This window comes from Levilactobacillus mulengensis (genome assembly GCF_003946045.1).
In the GTDB taxonomy this organism is placed as follows: Bacteria; Bacillota; Bacilli; order Lactobacillales; family Lactobacillaceae; genus Levilactobacillus; species Levilactobacillus mulengensis.
Map to the genome: position 1 here is coordinate 74,203 of NZ_RHNW01000002.1, position 18,406 is coordinate 92,608.

The following is an 18,406-nucleotide window of genomic DNA, read 5'->3' on the forward strand; positions in this document are numbered from 1 at the left end:
AATTACTTCGTCTCCCGGTCGTTGTAGCCTTGTGGATGCGTTTGCTTCCAGTTCCAGGCCGTCCGAATGATGTCCTCAACGTTGTCAAATTGCGGCTTCCAGTTCAAGACTTCACGGGCCTTGTCACTAGCGGCAATCAACGTACTTGGGTCACCGGCACGACGAGGAGCCATCTTAGCAGGAATTTCCTTACCCGTCACTTTACGAGCGGCTTCCAGCATTTCCTTGTTGGAGAACCCAGTTGAAGAACCGAGGTTAAAGGCATTGCTGTCGTGACCGGCCTTCAGGTATTCCAGGGCTAAAATGTGGGCGTCGGCTAAATCAACGACGTGCACGTAGTCCCGAACGTTGGTGCCGTCCTTGGTTGGGTAATCGCTACCGAAGATGGATAATTCCTTACGTTCGCCAGCGGCAACCTGCAAGATGATTGGTACCAAATGGGTTTCTGGATGGTGGTCTTCACCAATGCTGCCGTCTTCCTTAGCACCGGCAACGTTGAAGTAGCGTAAAGCCACGAACTTGATGCCGTAAGCCTTGTCGGACCAGCCCATGATCTTTTCCATCATCAGCTTGCTTTCACCATAAGGATTGGTTGGGATTTGCGGATCCGTTTCCTTGATTGGAATCTGCTTGGGTTCACCGTAAGTTGCGGCGGTTGAAGAGAAGACAATGCGCTTCACGTTGTGCTTGTTCATGACTTCCAGTAAGGAAACCATGCCGGCCGTGTTGTTGTCAAAGTACTTCAATGGCTTTTCCATGGATTCTGGGACCACGGAGAAGGCGGCAAAGTGAATAACCCCTTCGATGTCTTCCTTATCAAAGACGTCGTTCAGGAATTTTTGATCCCGCACGTCCCCTTCGTAGAAGCGTGCCTTGCTGTTAACTGCGGCACGGTGGCCCGTAACCAAGTTATCAACTACGGCGACATCGTAACCCTTTTCTACTAAACGATCTACGGCGTGGGAGCCGATGTAACCGGCACCACCTAAGACTAAAACTGTCATTGATCAAATTCCTCCTCAATTATGTAGCTTCGTGGTTAACGCCTTTTGCGCCTGCGGTTGTTAGGTATTCCGCTCCTGTGGGGTGTCCCACCGAAGCCTGAGGTGCGGTCTTCAGTGGCGGTTCAAAGCCTGACCAAGTTCGTCAGTCTTTAAACGCCACCGACACAGGTGCTCCGTACCTAACAACCTCCGGCTCTGGCAACAACCACTAACCTGCACGCACTCTTTCCATTGCCTGTCTTGGTCAGCCGTTGCGGTTGCCTCGTCGTTAACCATAAAGTTTTGGTGACATGTGTTTATTTTAAACTTGTTTGTTTTGGGTGTTAAGCTGTTTCGGTTCCTTGGCGGTTGGTAGCCGCAACTATTTCTAGTTTGGCCTTCCCTGCCTCGTTGCCGAAACGTGGCACTACCGGGCAGCTTGCTAACCGCCCTTCGTATCACTCTTATTTCCTACTTTTCTAATTCCTTAGGGCCGTCTGCAATTTCTGCGACGTAGAATTCTGCCTTGTGGCCGATGGTGTCTTCGTAGACCTTACCGACCTTTTCTTCGAAGTCCTTGACGTTGGCCTTCTTGACGATGGCAATGGCACAGCCACCGAAGCCGGCACCGGTCATCCGGGCACCTAAGACGCCTGGTTGCTTCCAAGCCGTTTCAACTAACGTGTCGAGTTCCTTACCGGTTACGGCAAAGTCGTAGTGCAAGGAAATGTGAGAGGCGTTGACCAAGTGGCCGAAGCTTTCCAAGTCGTTGTCTTGCAATGCCTTGAAGGCCTTCAACGTCCGTTGGTTTTCAAAGACGGCGTGACGGGCCCGCTTGATCAAGGTTTCATCGTTGATCAGGTAAGCGTTTTGGTCGAATTCATCTTCGGTCAAGTCACCCAACGTCTTGATGTCGAGCTTCGTTTGCAAACGACGCAGCGCTTCTTCACATTGGGCACGGCGTTCGTTGTACTTGGAGTCCGTTAACTCACGGCGCTTCTTGGTGTTCATGATGACAACCACGTTATCACCCAAGGCAAGTGGTGCGTATTCGTAGTCCATGGTGTTGGTGTCCAAGAGAATGGCTTGGTCCTTCTTACCCATGCCGATAGCAAATTGGTCCATGATCCCGGTGTTCAAACCGAAGTAATCATTTTCAACTTGTTGGCCAACCTTAACCATTTCAACTTCGTCTAACTTCATGCCATAAGCGGCGTGAAGAATCTCGCCCATCAACATTTCCATTGATGCGGATGAAGACAAGCCGGAAGCATCTGGTAAGTTCCCGTGAACAAAGAGGTCAAAGCCATGGTCGATGGTTAAGTTTTGCTTAGCCAGCTCGAACAGCATACCCTTCAGGTAGTTGGCCCAGTTGTCAGCCTTGTTAAAGGCAAGATCGTCCAGTGAGAACGTTAACATCCCAGCGTCTGGCACATTGGCCGAGTAAACGCGGAATTGCTTGTCATCACGGGCTGAGTAAGCGGCGTAGGTTCCCATGCTGATGGCAGCTGGGAAGACGTGCCCACCGTTGAAGTCGGTGTATTCACCGATTAAGTTGATTCGGCCGGGGGAGAAGAACACCCGTTGTGGTGCGACATCAAATTTTTCTTGGTATTCAGTTGCTAAGCTGGCGAAATCCATGGCTATTAACTCCTTAATAAATTTTTAGTAAAACTTTACTGTAATTATCATAGTCGCTTTTACTGCTAATGTCAACGATTTTATGAAGCGCTTTCTTTATTGATACGTAGTTCTCCATGTCGCCTTACCGGGCGGTCAAAATGAACGTGGTCGCCGCCGTTCCCGGCGGTGAGCTCAAGGTGCCCTGCTGTGGGGTCGGTTCCAGCCTGAGGTTCGGGCTTCCACCTCAACTTTGAGCCAAAGGGCGGTCTCAAAGTTTGCCCCATGCTCTAAGTAGAGAAAACCACTCTACTAAGACCATCGACACAGCTGGGCACCTTGGCTCACCTCTGGTCACTGACACAACTGGTTTATTTTCACTGGCCCTGCAGCTACCATTGCTGTACGTGGCAACAAGATTACTTCACTATTCATTGATCACTTTGATTCTAGAGACACGTAATCCATGCACTAATATTACTGGTATCAATATCAGTCATCAAACAGAATCAGCTAAACCAATCGCCGATGCCATTTAACAATCCCAGACAATCTAAGTGGGAGCCGGAGGTAGCTGATAGCGAATTCTGTGTCAGTGTTCTTGAAACGAGCACCTTTCTTGGTTCTAGAACACGGGACATGTTGGGAGACTGACGTTCTTTGTCTGGCTCCTAACCGCCTGGACAGACCGCTTCTCAGGCTTGAGACGGGCCCCACCAGGTGAAGCGGCCCTAACGACCGCAGGCGGGAACGCCCAGCAACCTCCCTCCCCCCACGCACACTGGCTAAAAGAAAAGCCCTAGGAGATTAATCCCCCAGGACTCACATTTAGTCTTAGTTTTCAGCCTTTTCTTCGGCTTCTTCTTCAACTTTTTCAGTTTCTAGTTTAGATTCCAGTTCCTTAACGATTTCAGCATGCTTCTTTTCTGACAAGGTGACCTTGAATTGGTAAATCAGGGCAGCCACAACCAGCAAGATCATTGGCATGTAGAAGATGAAGGAGTGGAAGATGAACATCCCGTGAGCGGTAATGTCGCTAGGCTTAGCGTTACCGGTCATGCCGGCATGTACAGCGGCCAGCACAACGATCCCCGTTGAGAAGGCCCCAGCTAATTTATCGATCAAAGGACGAACAGACAAGGTAACGGATTCGTTCCGCGTGCCGTTCTTCCATTGCCCGTATTCCACACTATCGGTGATAGTCATCAAGGCAGCTAAGAAGATCATTGGGTATGGGAAGAAGAAGATGGCGTCGGCAATGTACATCATGATGGCACTGCTACCGGCAAGGTTAAACAGAATGTAACCAACCAGCATCATGCAGATACCGCCGATGTAAACACCCTTACGCGTAATCTTGGAAACGATGATTGGGAACAGTGGCACGGAGAGAATCCCCAGAATAGCGGTGACAATCCCGATAACACTGTAAGCAGCGGCATTCCCGATAACGTAACGGAAGTAGTAGATCAACAGTGAGTTGGTAACCACGTAACTTAAGGCAAACAACAGGTATGAGAAACCTAACCACATCAATTGGTCATTTTCACCAATAACCTTGAAGACGTCGCGGAACCGTGTCCGTTCAGTGTTTTCCCGAATCAAGCTGGTAGTTTCCTTAGTCCCAAAGAAGGTTGCCAAGGCACCTAACAGTGAAACTAACCCGATAACAATCGCAAATCCTAACCAACCGGCACGGGTTTGGGTACTACCGTGTGTCCCTGAGAATTTTTGTGAGAAATAGATAACCAATGGGGTAACCACAATGATAACCCCTTGAGAACCCAAGGTAGAACCGAAACGGCCAACCGTCCCGAACTTGTTACGAACCTTGGTATCAACACTCAAAGCAGGTAACATGGACCAGAAGGAAATGTCTTTGAATGAATAGAAGATATCCATGATGACGAAGACAATCCCAAAGAGCATGAAGTACATGGATGAGTTGGAGTCCGCTAACCCAAACAGGCTAGAGAACATCAGGATCAACCCAGCGGAACTGACGATGGCCCCGGCAAGCAGCCAAGGTTTAAACTTACCCATTTTGGTATTGGTATTATCAACCATCCCACCAATCATGGGGTCAAAAGCAATTTCAATTAAACGAATAATAACAACCATCGAGGTAACGATTCCGGCTTCAGCAGCGGAACCCTTGCCGACGAACAGAGCACTGGTAACAAAAATGGCAAAATAAGTATTTAGGGTTGCGTAGAAGGCATCGTGACCGAACGCCCCCAAAGCATATGAGACATATTGCTTAATCATTTTCTGTTTCACACCTTTCAACGGGAGAAATGTTGCAGACAATTAACGGCGACCACTTAGTCTTAGTGGTACCGGTGTTCGATGATTTTGGAAAGAACTTCTTCCCGTTGTTGGGCCTTCGCCATATCGAACTGGGATTCTTCCAGCCGGTTAAAGTCTTGGGCCAATAACGTTGCTTCCAGGTAAAGGGTCAGTTGCCGTTTGATGTACAACTTGTTTTCTTCATCTGGATGTTGTGCGTTCCCGCCCAATACCGCAGCAGCGAACTCTGCTGGGTTCAACGTAATCTTGTCATCCTTCTTAGCCATTTTGAAACACCTCTGTTTTCTAAAATAAAGTTTAGCTAAATCTGGTAAAACCGGCGCTGACGGTTTAAGTAAAATGTAAGCGCTTTACAATCATTATTCTAAGGACATGTCCGGATAAATGCAACCACTTTCATTGTGTAAAAATATACTAACTATTGGTGAATCATGCAATTGTAAGCGATTGCAACCGGTTGCTTTTTCTTGATAAAAAATTTAGTAAAGCACGTAGTAAATATCATAAATCCCTCGTTTTTCACGAAAACGGCCAATCGACCGTTCTGAAAGTTTGTGAAAATGAACAGACGGCCACGAAAATGTCGGCAACAACCGGTTGTCCTTTCCTCACCGCAATCGTTCCAACCATCATCCCCCACTTCCCCAGCACCAACCGAGTTACTAGCCACGACCAATAACTTCCCCCAAAGAAAAACAGCCCGCGCCGGCCCCCTCACAGAAGGACCAGTCACAGACTGTTCATGGACAAAGTTATTGAGTTAAATACTCCGACACGGAGAAGTTAAAGAGCTGATCCGTGTGAGTGACCAGAGGCGGGCCAAGTTGGCCAGCTGTGTCGGTGGCCTTGGCTGAGGTTCTTACTCAGCCTAGCCCACGGGACAACCTTTGAGACCGACCCTCAGGCTCAAAGTTGAGGTGGAAGACCGCCCCTCAGTCTGAAACCGGCCCCATAGCAGGCCAACTTGAGCCCGCCGCCGGGAACGGAATCGAATCCGCTATTTAACGGAATCGACGTATTGCTTTAGAGCGGACTCGTACCCAGCCAACCGCTTTTGTGCAGCGGCATCGGTCGTGTCACTGGTCCCGACGTAGAACTTGACCTTAGGTTCGGTCCCTGAAGGCCGGATGCAGATCCAGGTGCCGTCGCTCAACCAGTACTTCAAGACGTTAGACTGTGGCAGATCAATCGTGCTGGTCGTGCCATCGGCTTCGGTCTTGGTGCTCGTCGAGAAGTCTTCCACCGTGTCAATCGTACTGTCGGCAAAGGACTTCGGTGCATTTTCACGGAACTCACTCATCAAGTGGGCCATTTGGTCAGCCCCATCGACGCCAGGGAATTCCTCAAACGTGGTCTTTTCAGCAAAGTAGCCGTAGGTCGCGTAGAGTTCTTCGATGCCGTCGTAAAGAGTCATCCCCCGCTGCTTGTAGTCGGCAGCGACTTCGGCCAAGAGGACCGTCGATTGGATGGCGTCCTTGTCCCGAACGAATGGCTTGATCAGGTAGCCGTAACTTTCCTCGAAGCCAAACAGGAAGGTATGTTCATGGGTCGTTTCGTATTCGTGAATCTGTTCGGCGATAAACTTAAAGCCGGTCAGCACGTTCTTCATTTCAACGCCGTAAGCGGCCGCAATCTTGGTGGCCAATTCGGTGGAAACGATGGACTTCACGACGCGACTGTTAGCTGGCAACTGACCCGCTGCTTTGCGGGCTTTTAAAATGTAAGCCAACAAAATCGACGCAATCTGGTTCCCGGATAACAGTTGGTATTCCCCGTCTGGTTGGCGCACGGCGGCCCCTAACCGGTCGGCATCGGGGTCGGTGGCAACTAACAGGTCGGCGCCTTCCTTTTTCCCGAGGGCAATCGCCATGTCAAAGGCCTGGGCGAACTCAGGATTTGGAAATGGGACGGTTGGAAATTCAGGGTCGGCAATGGCTTGTTCGGGCACCATGGTAAAGTTTTCAAAACCAGCACCACGCAAGGCCCGCTCGCCAATCACTTTACCAGTCCCGTGGAGTGGCGTGTAGATCAGCTTCATGGTCTTCCCCACTGAGTGGACCAGATCAGCGTTGATGGTGACGCTCTCGACGTTCTTCAGGTAAGGTTGGTCGACGTTTTCACCGATGATCTGTAAGGTCTTAGCGGCCCGCAGTTCTTGTTCGTCGGCCACGGCAATCGCAAAGACATCCTTGGCGGAGCGCACGAAATCGGTGATCATGTCAGAGGCCTTGGGTGGCATTTGCCCACCGTCTGGGCCGTAGATCTTAAACCCGTTGTATTGCTTCGGGTTGTGGCTGGCCGTGATCATGATGCCCATGGCCGTGTTTAAATGCCGCACCGCAAAGGACAGTTCGGGCGTGGGCCGCATATCATCGAAAACGAAGCTAGGAATGTGGTGCGCACCCAAGACGTGAGCGGCCTCGTGGGCAAACTCACGGGAGTGGTACCGGGAATCAAAACTGATGGCGACCCCGCGTTGCTTGGTGGCGTCATCCAGGGTGTCCAGGTAACGGGCGACCCCTTCGGTAGCTTGACGAACCGTGTAAACGTTCATCTGCCCGATACCGGGTCCCATCACGCCCCGCATCCCAGCGGTCCCAAAGCTCATGGGTGCCGTGAATGCGGCTTTCTTAGCGGCGCCATCAGTGGCGATGGCGTCCAGTTCATGCTTAATGTAAGGGATCATCGTTTGCTGTTGTTGCCAAACTTGATAATTATCTTGCCAACTCATGTTCAAATCTCTCCTTATGTTTTATACCTTGCACTTGGGTTAAACTTTGTCGTTGTCATGGCCTCCGGGATGGTGAAAACTGGGCCGTGACGGTCGCTGTCCGTTCCCGGCGGCGGGCTCAAAACGCCCTGCTGTGGGGTCGGTTCCAGCCTGAGAAGCTGGCTTCCACCTCGACTTTGAGCCACAGAACGGTCTCAAAGGTCGTCCCATGGACTAAACTGAGAAAACCACTCAGTTAAGACCATCGACACAGCTGTGCATTTTGCCCCGCCTCTGGTCACTAACACCCACCAAGCCAGGCCATTTTCACCATCCCTGCGGCTGACACGTGTTTAACCCGCAGCAATGTGTCTATTTCTATTCATGCATGGGCTAATTAGTCCATGGTATTTAAACTGGCTTCACCTAACGGATGACCGCAATAACAACCGCAATCATCCCCTAGCTTTCACCAGTAGGAATTACTCTCCAAATATATCATCAAACGCAATTATCCGACGTAATCATGTCCTGACTAACGCAAAAAGTTAATCGGACAGTTACAACTACACCCAACAAGAATGTAGCCACACCACTGCCACCAACGAATCCTACGAATACCAGCGTCAGTAACTTGCGCTAACTTTAGCCGGAGGTGAACAGGTGCGGATGCCTGTGTCGAGGTTCTTAGGTCGAGCGGCTTCCTTGGCCTTAGAACCTGGGACGCCTTGGAGACTCACGGTCTAGGTGAGGCTCCAAGCGCCCCGGAAGACCGCACTTCGGCTTCCGGGGTCGCCCCACAGGCAGGAGTCACCTGTTCACCGCAGGCGGACAAGCTTACCGCAACCGTTACTTACGCGTGTATTGGTAGCTGATGAAGTGGGTGACAGGTTGGTTGGCTGGCAGGATGACGTCGCCGAAGCCGTCATGGTGAATCGCATCCGGCAAAGTCTGCGCTTCCATCGCCAAGGCATTGTAGTCCCGGGCATCGGCGCGTTTAGCATCGGTTGGGTTAGCCGTGAAGACAACCAAGGCGTTCCGGTCGGAGTAAACTTCGACCTCACGATGGCCAGCAGCGTCACCGACCGTGGCAATTGGTGTGTCCTTGCTAGGTTCAACGACAAAGGCATCGTCGTATTCGACTTGGCCCGTTTGGTGTAATTGATCCAAGCCATCCTTGATGGTCCGGGGCTTACTGAAGTCGTAGCCGGTCCCAGCCGTTTTGCTCATTTCACCGGTTGGAATCTTTTCACCATTTAAGACCAGGCGCTTGTCCCCACTCAACTTCAACCATTGATCGTCCAAGCTGTGTTGATCATCGGTCACGTTAAAGTAGGTGTGAACCGTTGGGTTGAACAACGTGGCGGCGTCACTCTTGGCATCAAAGGTGATGTCCAGGCGGTTTTCTTCCGTCAACGTGTAGGTAATGGTCGTGTTCATGGTGCCGGGGTACTTGTCGTCGGCTTCCGTGGACGTGTGGGTCAGCACAACACTGGCCGTGTCGGCCGTTTCCGTCGTCGTGGCGTCCCAGTTGGCAAAGGTAAAGCCGTGGGGACCACCGTGACTAGCGTTAGGCTTTTCATTTTGGTCGAGGTGGACCGTCTTGCCATCGAGGTCAAATTGGGCCCCGGCGATACGACCGGCGACCCGGCCTAAAGCTTGGCATAAGTAGTACGGGTTGTGATCGTAACCCTTTAAGTCGGGCAGGTTCACAATCAGGTCGTGCTTCTGGCCGTCTTCGACCACGCTAAATTCCTGTAAGGTCGCGCCCCAAGTCAGGATGGCCACGCGGGTCCCCTGTTGGTTCGTGAGTAAGTATTTCGTAACAGCTTGTTCATGCAATGTTCCAGCTGAGCTCTTCGTAATCTTCATAATAAATTGGCACCTCCATAAAAGAATCCGTTTTCATTGTACTCTAACCGGGCGGTAAGTACCAATTTATTTACTAAATTTTTCTAGAACTTTTACTAACGGCCACGTAATTCAGGAATCTGTTTTATTCCTATTAGGAATGACGAATATTCAATAATCGCAGACTTTCACTGGACTTATCAAATGATTATTCGCTATACTGGCCTCAATCGTTCAGAACTACACAATTTGTGCTTGATAAGGAGGAAATATTTATGCCAGCTACAACTGCTGCCGCTGCGAAACTGTTACTACAAATGGTCGACGACTACACCCAACGGGAAATTAGTCCCTACGACATGTCCATGGACGCTGCTCAGGACTTCCCAAAAGGCTTCGTCGATAAGCTCACCAAGACCGGTTTCTTAGGCATCATGCTCCCCCAAGAATTCGGTGGTGCCGGCTTCGGCCCCGAGGTTACGGCCACGGTGCTGAACCACATTGCCCGGGGGAACGCCAGCACGGCTGTCACCCTTGAAGGCCATTTCAAAACGATTGACCAAATCCTAAAATACGGGACGCCCGCCTTACAACAGGCACTACTCCCCACCGCTAACGACCGCATCTTCGCCTTTTCCATGACCGAAGCCTCCGGGGGATCGAACCCCATGGGTATCAGTTCCACGGCCACTCGTGAAGGTGATCACTGGGTCATCAACGGCGATAAAATCATGATTACCAACGGTGGCCTGGCCCAGGTCTACTGCGTGCTGGTCAAAACCGCGCCGGATGAATTATCCGTCTTCGTGGTCGACCAGGACATGCCCGGCTTTTCATTTGGGAAGCGCGAGGACTTCATCGGCCTGCGCGGCACCCCAGTCGGTGAAATCGTCATGGACCACATCGTTGTCGACAACGACCACCTGCTGGGCAAGCTCGGCGACGGTGGCGTGATCGGTGACTCTGCCCACGATGACGCCCGGATCCTGATGGGCGCCGTGCTGACCGGCATCATGGAACACGAATTGAAGATTTCCACCGACTACGCCAAGGAACGGAAGGCCGGCAACACACCGCTGACCGACCTGCAAGTCACCCACCGCAAAGTTGCGGACATGGCGATGCGTAAGGAAACCACGAAGCTCCTGTACCAACGGGCCGCGCAATTAAAGGCTGCGGGCCAACCGTATAGCGAGGAAGCCGCGATGGCCAAGGCCCACGGTTCCCGGGCCGCCGTGAGCGCCGGTGACGACGCCCTGCAAATCTTAGCGGGTTACGGCTACAGTCGTGAATACCCCGTGGAACACCTGATCCGCGACGCCCGGGCCATGGAAATTGCCGAAGGGACCGTCGAGAAGATGCGTTCCGCCATTGCCAAAGCTGAATTTACTAAATAGGAGGTTCCCCATGAAAATTGTGGTTTGTCTCAAACAAGTCCCAGAAACCAACGACGTGACCATCGACCCCGTCACCCATAACCTGGACCGGCGTGGATTGGCCGGCGTCATGAATCCATTTGATAAGAACGCGATTGAACTCGCCCTAAACTTAAAGGACAGTCGCGACGATGTTCAAGTCGTCCTCCTCACCATGGGCCCCGACGACTACGCCGAATCCCTGCGTGAAGGCATGGCCATGGGCGCCGATGAAGGGGTCCTCCTGTCCGACCGCGCCTTTGCTGGCGCTGACACTCTGGCAACCGGCTACGTCTTGGCACAGGCCGTGAAGAAGATTGGCGACGCCGACCTGATTTTATTTGGTCGTCAAGCCGTCGATGCCGATACCGGTCAGGTTGGACCGATTGTCGCTGAATTCTTACACCAACCCCAAATCACCTACGCCGCCAACTTACGACTGAGTGGCGCCAACGAGGTCACGGCCGAACGCCTGCTGGAAGACACCAAGCAGACGCTGGTCGCCCAACTTCCCGCCGTCGTCAGTGTCCGTAGCGAGCTGAATACGCCGCGCTACCCCACGCCCCGAAACATTCAATTGAGCTTTAACAAGCCGTTGACCACTTGGCATCACGACGACCTCGACCTGGACGATTCCCGTTTGGGCCAGGCCGGTTCACCCACCATCGTGACCAAGGTCTACGCGCCAGAACCCGTTAAACGGGAACTCACCCCGCTGACCGGTACGCCGAGCGAGGCTGCCAGTCAACTGATCACCGCGCTGAAGCAACGTCAATTAATCTAAGGAGGAAGCTGCTATGTCAAAACCAGAACTATGGGTCATCGCGGAACGCCGCTTAGATCACATTGAACCCACGACCCAACAACTCATTACCAAGGCCAAGGGATTAGCCGGCGACCAATTTAGTGTCGTGGCTATCTTGCTGGAAGCCACCAACGACCATTTGGAAAATGAACTCACCGCTTACGGGCCCGACGAGATTCGCGTTGTCCGAGACGACCGGTTCCCCACGGCGACCGACGCGGAACACGCCGACGCCCTGCAACAGCTGGTTACCGCTTACCAGCCCAACTCGATCCTATTTGGCGCCACGATTACTGGCCGCTCAATTGCGCCCCGGCTACAGGCCAAGCTCCAAACCGGCCTGACCGCCGACTGCCTGGACCTGCGCTTTGACGACGAGACCCTCGTTGCCACCAAGCCATCCTACGGCGATAACATCATGTGCGAAATTATTTGTCCCGACCACCGGCCACAAATGGCGACGGTCCGGCCCAACACCTTCGTGGCAGCCCCCACAACCGGTGACGCAACTGTCACCACGGCCACGGTGACCTTCCACCCCGTTGACCGCCTGCAAGTGAAAGCCGCTACCCCCGTAGTCAATACGGCCACGACGGTCGGCGATGCCAGCCGCGTCGTAGCGTTAGGTCGTGGCGCCGCTAGTTCAGCCACCATCGACAGTGCCACCAAGCTCGCCGAAAAGCTCGGCGGTCGTATCGGCGTTTCCCGGCCATTAACGGACCAGGACCGCTTCACCCACGACGACCAGATCGGTCAGAGTGGTAACACGATTCACCCAGAACTGATTATTAACTTCGGGATTAGTGGTGCCGTGCAATACCTCGTGGGGATGCAAGATTCCCAGACAATCGTCGCCGTCAACGCGGACGAAAATGCCCCTATCTTTGACGTGGCTGATTACGGTTACGTTGGGGATGCCCAGGCCTTTATGACGGCATTGTTGGGCCAATTCAACTAAAAATCTGAACACCAGCCCGCCTGTGGCTTCCATGGACTACAGCTGCTGGGGGGAACGGTTCCGGACTGAGGGGCAGTCCTGCACCTCGCTTAGAAACCTCGCCAAAACCGCGAGTTTCCCAAGTCGTCCCGTGGGATAAGGCCGAGAAAAACGCTCGGTCTAACGCCACCGACACAGCTGCCTCCGTCCCTGACTTCCTCCGGCTACGATTGCTGGTCAATCTTAGTTGAAGAGCCTGTTTGCACGCTCTTCGATAACTAACTCTTTGCAACTCAAAAATCGTGTCACACCATTTAGCGGTGTGGCACGATTTTTATCTTACAGTTATTTCAGCTTGAACTATTAATAATTTTTTATTGTCGTCCGCCATCTTCAGGCTTCCATTGAATTAAGCGCGGCACATCAGCAAGCACGTTATTAATCAAATTATATAGCACTCACCATATAAGGTTAATAGGGTTGTGTATCTCCCGAAATAAGGCTATCCTACCTTTAGCAGTAAATCCTGGGGGGCGCTACATGAAGATCATTAAGAATTCAATTCTAGTTGTCATTTCATTATGTTTTGGCCTCTTACTCTGGGGCCTCAGTCAATCAGCTAGCTCCACAGGGCTTTCAACTCTAGAACAACCGTACAACATCACGAGTACATCTAAGAAATTTACACCTAACGAGATTAATCAACGACTAGAAGACTTCGCCAATCACCACCAGGTCAATCTGGTGAAGGCTTTCTGGATTCCCACGACGAATGACCACGCTCATCAGAGTTTTTACGTCTTAGGGACGGCTAAGCAATTTTCACAAAATCAGATTCCAAAATCAAGTCTCGCTTCACGTTCTGAATTTTTAACCAGCGACCTGCGTTACCCCCTATACGTTTTTGGCCGCATCAATCCGCAATCCATGCAACAAGAGCTAAAGTCCCTTGGACTTGGGTTTTCGCGCTCTTCGGAAAACTGGCTTTCACGGATTATGGACTTTCTTTTCGAGAATGACGGCAGTATCTTCTTAGCTTTGACCTTGCTACTACTATTCCTAACTTTAGTGATTCGCAACTTTAAAGCGTTAAGAGCCGCTAACATTCAGCTACTTCAGGGACTAACAAAATGGACTATTTTCAAGCGTACCCTAGTTCGCGACCAGAGCTTCTTCCTTGCCTGTTATACGCTGGTTTGTGGCCTTCTGACTATCAGTCTGTTCTGGACACACCATCTAGGAACTTTCTGGCTAACCGCTTTTTTCGCCCTGCTTTTGTACCTTACCCAACTACTTGTGTCTCTCACTGCTGGTTTAATTTGGACCTGGTCCTATCGCCCCGCAACTATTCTGCCAACCATCAAAGGCCACGCCAAAAGTAAATTGACCTTGATGATTGTTCTGGTAGTAAAAGTTGTCACGGAATTAATCGTCCTATTTACGCTACTGTCACTAGGTCAACAGCTCCTAACAAATCAGGCTATCAAGAAGCAGGTTGGCACTTGGTCCAGCCTACCAACCCGCTACTCCCCGAGTCTCGCCCTGAATATTACCGCTCAGGAACAAGCAAACGAAGACAAGCAAACTTACCAGCTGGTGACCTGGGCAGCACACCATCACGGCCTTATCTCGAACTACGCTGGCTACAATGCAGCTGACGAGCGGCCTACGTTAGACTTCAACGATTACTCAGATGTCTATAACGGTGGTAACGTCCTGATTGTCAATGCCGAGTACCTGCGACGCAATTCGGTGAAGAGTCAGTCCGGTCAGCACCTCCACTTTGCCAACAACGATCCCACCACCCATATCCTGCTACCAGAAAAGCTAGCCCGTCAACAACAAAAATTAACTCATGCCTACATTGATCAACTAGGGTTACAACACATGTCGGCAAAGGTTCGAACGCAAACCCACCTGCTCCAGGACCACCAGCACCAGCTGACTTACAATCCAGACGGCTTAGATTTAGGCTACTATGATGCCAGTGTTCCCGATCCAGTGATTGTGGTGGTTTCACCCCAATCACTGGGCGGCGATAATGAAAATGCCGACCGCCTTTGGAATTCCATGCTCTCACAAGGGGCGTTCAGCCTCAGCGATTATCACCAACTGAATCGCCAATTAACGACACTGGGGCTGTACAAGAATATTGGTGGCTACACGAACATCAAGAGCTATGCCGGGAAACTTTACCAAGCACAACGCGAAAAGGTCTTTCGGTTAACCAGCATTCTCGCCTTGCTAATTGCTTTATTCCTATTTGAATGCGTTCTGACCTGTGCCCTTTACTTAGGTATCTACCAACAGGCCCATGCCATTCGCCTATTGGCTGGTCAGTCACTCTTAAAGGTCCACTACAAGTTTGCAACGCTTTTAATAGGATTGATTGCCGGCGAACTTGCACTGACGCTGTTAGTCACGAGCAATTATCGCGTTGTTCTAAGCTATTATCTGGTAGCTGGTGTCCTGACACTCCTCACACTTTTCCTCAAAGCTAAGCGTAGCGTGAGCCATCTCAAGTCTAATCTCAAGGGGGACAGCTAATGTTAACCATTTCAGCAGCGACTAAAGCCTTTGATCAACATGTCATTTTTACGGAATTGACGTATCTTTTTCACCCCGGCAAAATCTACGCATTATCGGGGCCCTCAGGCTCTGGCAAATCAACACTCCTCAACTGCATCGCAACATTAGACACCTTAGATGCCGGAACCATCAGTTTTCAGGAAAAAGACATCACCCACATCGCCAACCACATTTACTTCCGTGACTATCTGGGCTACCTCTTTCAAAACTATGCATTAATTGACGATGAGACAGTGAAAGCCAATTTAACTCTAACCAAACGCTACCCGCGCTCACAACTGATTAACGCCTTGGCCCAGTTCGGCTTGGACGCTACCTACCTCACTCGTAAAATTTACACGCTATCTGGTGGGGAGTGTCAACGGGTAGCCTTAACGAGATTATTGCTAAAGGATCCGCCAATCATTTTAGCTGATGAACCAACTGGCGCATTAGACACGATGAACGAAACATTGGTGTTAAATAGCCTCGCTGACTTTGCCAAAATGGGTAAGATTGTGATAGTTGCTACCCACTCACAGACCGTTCTAGACTGTGCGGATGAAATCATCCATTTAGACGCTATCTAACCCCGTAGACACTCGAAAAGAGCGTGACCCACCACAACGGATGAGTCACGCTTAACCCTTTGCAACTTAAAAATCGTGTCACACCATTTAGCGGTGTGACACGATTTTTAAGTACGGTTCTTTTAGTTAACGTTAATGACAGATTGACTTGCGGTAAAGAGCTTTCTCCAACCACAAACCTAGTGAACATGATAGCTCAATATCAGTGACCAGAGGCGGATCAAAGCGACCGGCTGTGTCGGTGACCTTGGCTGGAGTCGTTTTCCAGCCTAGTTCGCGGGACGACTTTTGAGACCGGTCTTTGGCTCAAAATCGAGGTGTAAGCCCGATTCTTAGGCTGGAACCGACCCCATAGCAGGGCGCTTTGAATCCGCCGGCGGGAACGAACCTTATCGACAAACTGGTTACATTTTCAATAAGACCTGCAACAGTTCGCGAGCAGACTCGTTCAGCTTGTCTTGGGACTTGTCATTACCCAGGTGGGTGAAGATTTCACCGACGTAGACGTCGTCCGTGAACAAGCGGTCAAAGACAGCGTCGATCACTGGCTTAGTGGCGGCTTGTTCCTGAACGGGGCCAAATGGGTTGGCGAAGAAGGTCGTACTCATCCCCACTTCATCGGTAGTACCGAGCGCCTTACGCTTCCCGGCAACGAAGGTCGCCTTGGCAGACTCCTGGTCTTCGAACCGGTGAATCCCGATGGCGTCATCGTAGTTGTTGGCGTAGACCCACATATCAATTTCATGGTGGGCAACGACGCGTGGCCAGGTGTTGGCTGGGATGATGACCCGCGCGTTCTTTTGTTCAGGGTTCATGTAAACCCCACGGTCCATGTTGTTGAAGGCCACTTCACTACTCAAATCATCAAGACGGACAAAGGCCCCCGTCTCAGTCCCTTGGGCGTACAGTTTCCCGTCAGCCAAGGTGAAGCTTCCCATGTCGTCGAAAATCGTTTCGATGTTCACAATTTCCTCGTCGGCCACGTTTTGCAGGGCTTCGATGGATTCGGACTTGCCGGCACCGGAGTCCCCGAAGAAGACCACCGTCTTGGTTTTCCCGTTGGCAAAGGTAATCTTGACCATCGAGCCGTGGATTGGCAGCTTCTTTTCCGCAATCATGTGCAGATTGTGCAGCGTCAGGCACATCTTCTTCATGTAGCCAAAGTACGTGGTCTGGTCGTTGTAAGGCACCTGCCCCACGTAGATGCCGTTGGCTTCATCATAGAAGTAATGACCGTTCTCAGGTTGTTCGTCACTGGCAACCCCCGGCGTCCCAAATAACAGGACCAGGTCGGGCTTCTTGCCGGCAATTTCCTTGCTGTCAGCCAGTTGGAACAGGTTGGCTAAGGCAATCCCTGAGGCTAAATAGTCACGGTGGAAGTAGATGTAGGCCAAGCTCTCCCCAATTTTAGCGGGGTAGCAGAACCAGTCATCCTCGGTCCCCTTGAAGTTTTCCAGCGGGTTGACCTTGGTCGCGGTAAATAGGCCCTTACGCTTGTTGCTCTTGGTGTGAAGCATCATTGGTGGCCGCAGCATTAAGCGACTAATGAACCGGATGTCGGCTAACTTTTCGTAGCCAGCGGGTTCGGGCCACTGGACCTGTTCCAACAGGACGCAGGCACTTGACCCGGCGCTAATTTGCCGATAAACGTGGTTCGTGTGGCCTTGAAGTTTTTCTTCAATTGTCCGGTAAAGGCGAATAACTAAGTCGTTAAAATGTTGGTCAATCGTCATAAATTCACTGGTGACCACGTCGTTTTGACGGACGGTCATCGTGGCGACCCGCAAGTACGTCCGGTAGTAAGAGTACAAGTCTTCAATGCTGGCCAAGATTTCGGCTGGCTTGAATTGACTGTAAGCGTCCGGATGATCGGTCAAAATGGCCTTGACCGTGTTCAAATACGTTTCGGGTGAGACCAAGTTGAAAGTGGCGGTTGGGTCAGCATCCAACGGCACCTTGTCCCGTTGTTCATCCAAGAATAGCCGAACAAAACTGGCCAGTTCCTGGCTGTTCACTAAATCAAAAATACTGGTAATAAAGCGGGCGTTATAGTTGAGAACCGCCACGCTCCGGTCTGGATTGGCATAAAAGGCTGCCAAATCAATCGGTTCTGGTGTTAGCATGCAAAAACCCCTTTCAAATATATGTAACCTAATCTTTATGGGTTGAACCAGCCCTATTGCGCCTTACCGGGCGACGAAAATAGACTGGAACGCGGTGGGGAGGACGCCCGAAGCCTGAGGTACGGTCTTCGAGCTTGCTTTGAGCCTAAAAAACAAGTCTCAAAGTCACCATTTTCTAAGCAAAACACTTAGAAAATCCCACGGCTGAGTCTATTTTCGTCGCCCTCACGGCTCACACTGGCTTAACCCGTTTTTCTGGCTTGTTGTTGCCTATTTAAGCTTACTTGGTTAATTTGATAGCTGGTTGGGTACTTGGTTATTTCATGACCAATCTAATCAGCCCAAGGCAATCCATTAACACAAATAATCACTTCACGACTTATATACGACTACTTTCTGAAATTTCCAATGGCCAGACAGATACTATTGGGATTCGCCAACCTTAGCTGAAGGCGGGGAGACTCGGAGTTCTATGTCGGGGCTGTTGGTCGGCG

The 18,406-nt window shown here is 51.1% G+C and carries 12 protein-coding genes; 5 read left to right on the plus strand and 7 right to left on the minus strand.

Translation table 11 applies throughout. From position 1 onward, the window contains the following. Nucleotides 1-2 precede the first annotated feature (2 nt). From galE to EKM84_RS02675, 6 genes are all read right to left on the minus strand, one after another. Complete coding sequence (galE, locus tag EKM84_RS02650) at nucleotides 3-1,004, minus strand: UDP-glucose 4-epimerase GalE (protein ID WP_125763388.1); 1,002 nt, start codon at nucleotides 1,002-1,004, stop codon at nucleotides 3-5. Between the two features lie 450 nt (nucleotides 1,005-1,454). Next, nucleotides 1,455-2,624, minus strand: a complete 1,170-nt coding sequence (locus EKM84_RS02655; RefSeq protein ID WP_125763390.1) for a galactokinase — start codon at nucleotides 2,622-2,624, stop codon at nucleotides 1,455-1,457. Nucleotides 2,625-3,437: 813 nt separating this feature from the next. Further along, nucleotides 3,438-4,871 carry a glycoside-pentoside-hexuronide (GPH):cation symporter gene (locus EKM84_RS02660; protein WP_125763392.1) on the minus strand — a complete coding sequence of 478 codons (1,434 nt, stop codon included), beginning with the start codon at nucleotides 4,869-4,871 and terminating at the stop codon, nucleotides 3,438-3,440. A 62-nt stretch (nucleotides 4,872-4,933) separates the two neighbouring features. Further along, nucleotides 4,934-5,179, minus strand: coding sequence for a hypothetical protein (locus tag EKM84_RS02665; RefSeq protein WP_125763395.1), 246 nt, complete (start codon nucleotides 5,177-5,179; stop codon nucleotides 4,934-4,936). Nucleotides 5,180-5,910: 731 nt separating this feature from the next. Then, nucleotides 5,911-7,644, minus strand: a complete 1,734-nt coding sequence (locus EKM84_RS02670) for a phospho-sugar mutase (protein ID WP_125763397.1) — start codon at nucleotides 7,642-7,644, stop codon at nucleotides 5,911-5,913. Nucleotides 7,645-8,472: 828 nt separating this feature from the next. After that, on the minus strand, nucleotides 8,473-9,495 hold the full coding sequence (locus tag EKM84_RS02675; RefSeq protein WP_125763399.1) for an aldose epimerase family protein: 1,023 nt from the start codon (nucleotides 9,493-9,495) through the stop codon (nucleotides 8,473-8,475). 254 nt (nucleotides 9,496-9,749) lie between these two features. Here EKM84_RS02675 and EKM84_RS02680 point away from each other — a divergent pair, with 254 nt between their 5' ends. The 5 genes from EKM84_RS02680 (at nucleotide 9,750) to EKM84_RS02700 (ending at nucleotide 15,789) form a co-directional block, all read left to right on the plus strand. Then, nucleotides 9,750-10,871 carry an acyl-CoA dehydrogenase family protein gene (locus tag EKM84_RS02680; protein WP_125763401.1) on the plus strand — a complete coding sequence of 374 codons (1,122 nt, stop codon included), beginning with the start codon at nucleotides 9,750-9,752 and terminating at the stop codon, nucleotides 10,869-10,871. A 10-nt stretch (nucleotides 10,872-10,881) separates the two neighbouring features. Further along, the gene (locus EKM84_RS02685) at nucleotides 10,882-11,673 is read left to right on the plus strand and encodes an electron transfer flavoprotein subunit beta/FixA family protein (RefSeq protein WP_125763403.1); all 792 of its coding nucleotides are present in this window, start codon (nucleotides 10,882-10,884) and stop codon (nucleotides 11,671-11,673) included. Between the two features lie 13 nt (nucleotides 11,674-11,686). Next, entirely contained in the window at nucleotides 11,687-12,652 is a 966-nt protein-coding gene (locus EKM84_RS02690) for an electron transfer flavoprotein subunit alpha/FixB family protein (protein ID WP_125763405.1), read from the plus strand. A gap of 519 nt (nucleotides 12,653-13,171) precedes the next feature. After that, nucleotides 13,172-15,178 carry a hypothetical protein gene (locus tag EKM84_RS02695; protein WP_125763407.1) on the plus strand — a complete coding sequence of 669 codons (2,007 nt, stop codon included), beginning with the start codon at nucleotides 13,172-13,174 and terminating at the stop codon, nucleotides 15,176-15,178. Beyond that, nucleotides 15,178-15,789: an ATP-binding cassette domain-containing protein gene (locus EKM84_RS02700; protein WP_125763409.1), complete on the plus strand. Its 612-nt coding sequence runs from the start codon at nucleotides 15,178-15,180 to the stop codon at nucleotides 15,787-15,789. The genes EKM84_RS02695 and EKM84_RS02700 overlap by 1 nt, the downstream gene beginning before the upstream one ends. Before the next feature lie 404 nt (nucleotides 15,790-16,193). On the opposite strand, the gene EKM84_RS02705 is transcribed toward EKM84_RS02700, so the two are convergent. After that, nucleotides 16,194-17,912, minus strand: a complete 1,719-nt coding sequence (locus EKM84_RS02705) for a phosphoenolpyruvate carboxykinase (protein WP_125763411.1) — start codon at nucleotides 17,910-17,912, stop codon at nucleotides 16,194-16,196. Nucleotides 17,913-18,406: the final 494 nt, after the last annotated feature.

Excerpts from the sequence above, each read along its gene's own strand:
- EKM84_RS02660 (WP_125763392.1), bottom strand. The coding sequence starts at position 4,871 with ATGATTAAGCAATATGTCTCATATGCTTTGGGGGCGTTCGGTCACGAT.
- EKM84_RS02675 (WP_125763399.1), bottom strand. The coding sequence starts at position 9,495 with ATGAAGATTACGAAGAGCTCAGCTGGAACATTGCATGAACAAGCTGTT.
- galE (WP_125763388.1), bottom strand. The coding sequence starts at position 1,004 with ATGACAGTTTTAGTCTTAGGTGGTGCCGGTTACATCGGCTCCCACGCC.
- EKM84_RS02700 (WP_125763409.1), top strand. The coding sequence starts at position 15,178 with ATGTTAACCATTTCAGCAGCGACTAAAGCCTTTGATCAACATGTCATT.
- EKM84_RS02695 (WP_125763407.1), top strand. The coding sequence starts at position 13,172 with ATGAAGATCATTAAGAATTCAATTCTAGTTGTCATTTCATTATGTTTT.
- EKM84_RS02670 (WP_125763397.1), bottom strand. The coding sequence starts at position 7,644 with ATGAGTTGGCAAGATAATTATCAAGTTTGGCAACAACAGCAAACGATG.
- EKM84_RS02685 (WP_125763403.1), top strand. The coding sequence starts at position 10,882 with ATGAAAATTGTGGTTTGTCTCAAACAAGTCCCAGAAACCAACGACGTG.
- EKM84_RS02665 (WP_125763395.1), bottom strand. The coding sequence starts at position 5,179 with ATGGCTAAGAAGGATGACAAGATTACGTTGAACCCAGCAGAGTTCGCT.
- EKM84_RS02680 (WP_125763401.1), top strand. The coding sequence starts at position 9,750 with ATGCCAGCTACAACTGCTGCCGCTGCGAAACTGTTACTACAAATGGTC.
- EKM84_RS02655 (WP_125763390.1), bottom strand. The coding sequence starts at position 2,624 with ATGGATTTCGCCAGCTTAGCAACTGAATACCAAGAAAAATTTGATGTC.
- EKM84_RS02690 (WP_125763405.1), top strand. The coding sequence starts at position 11,687 with ATGTCAAAACCAGAACTATGGGTCATCGCGGAACGCCGCTTAGATCAC.
- EKM84_RS02705 (WP_125763411.1), bottom strand. The coding sequence starts at position 17,912 with ATGCTAACACCAGAACCGATTGATTTGGCAGCCTTTTATGCCAATCCA.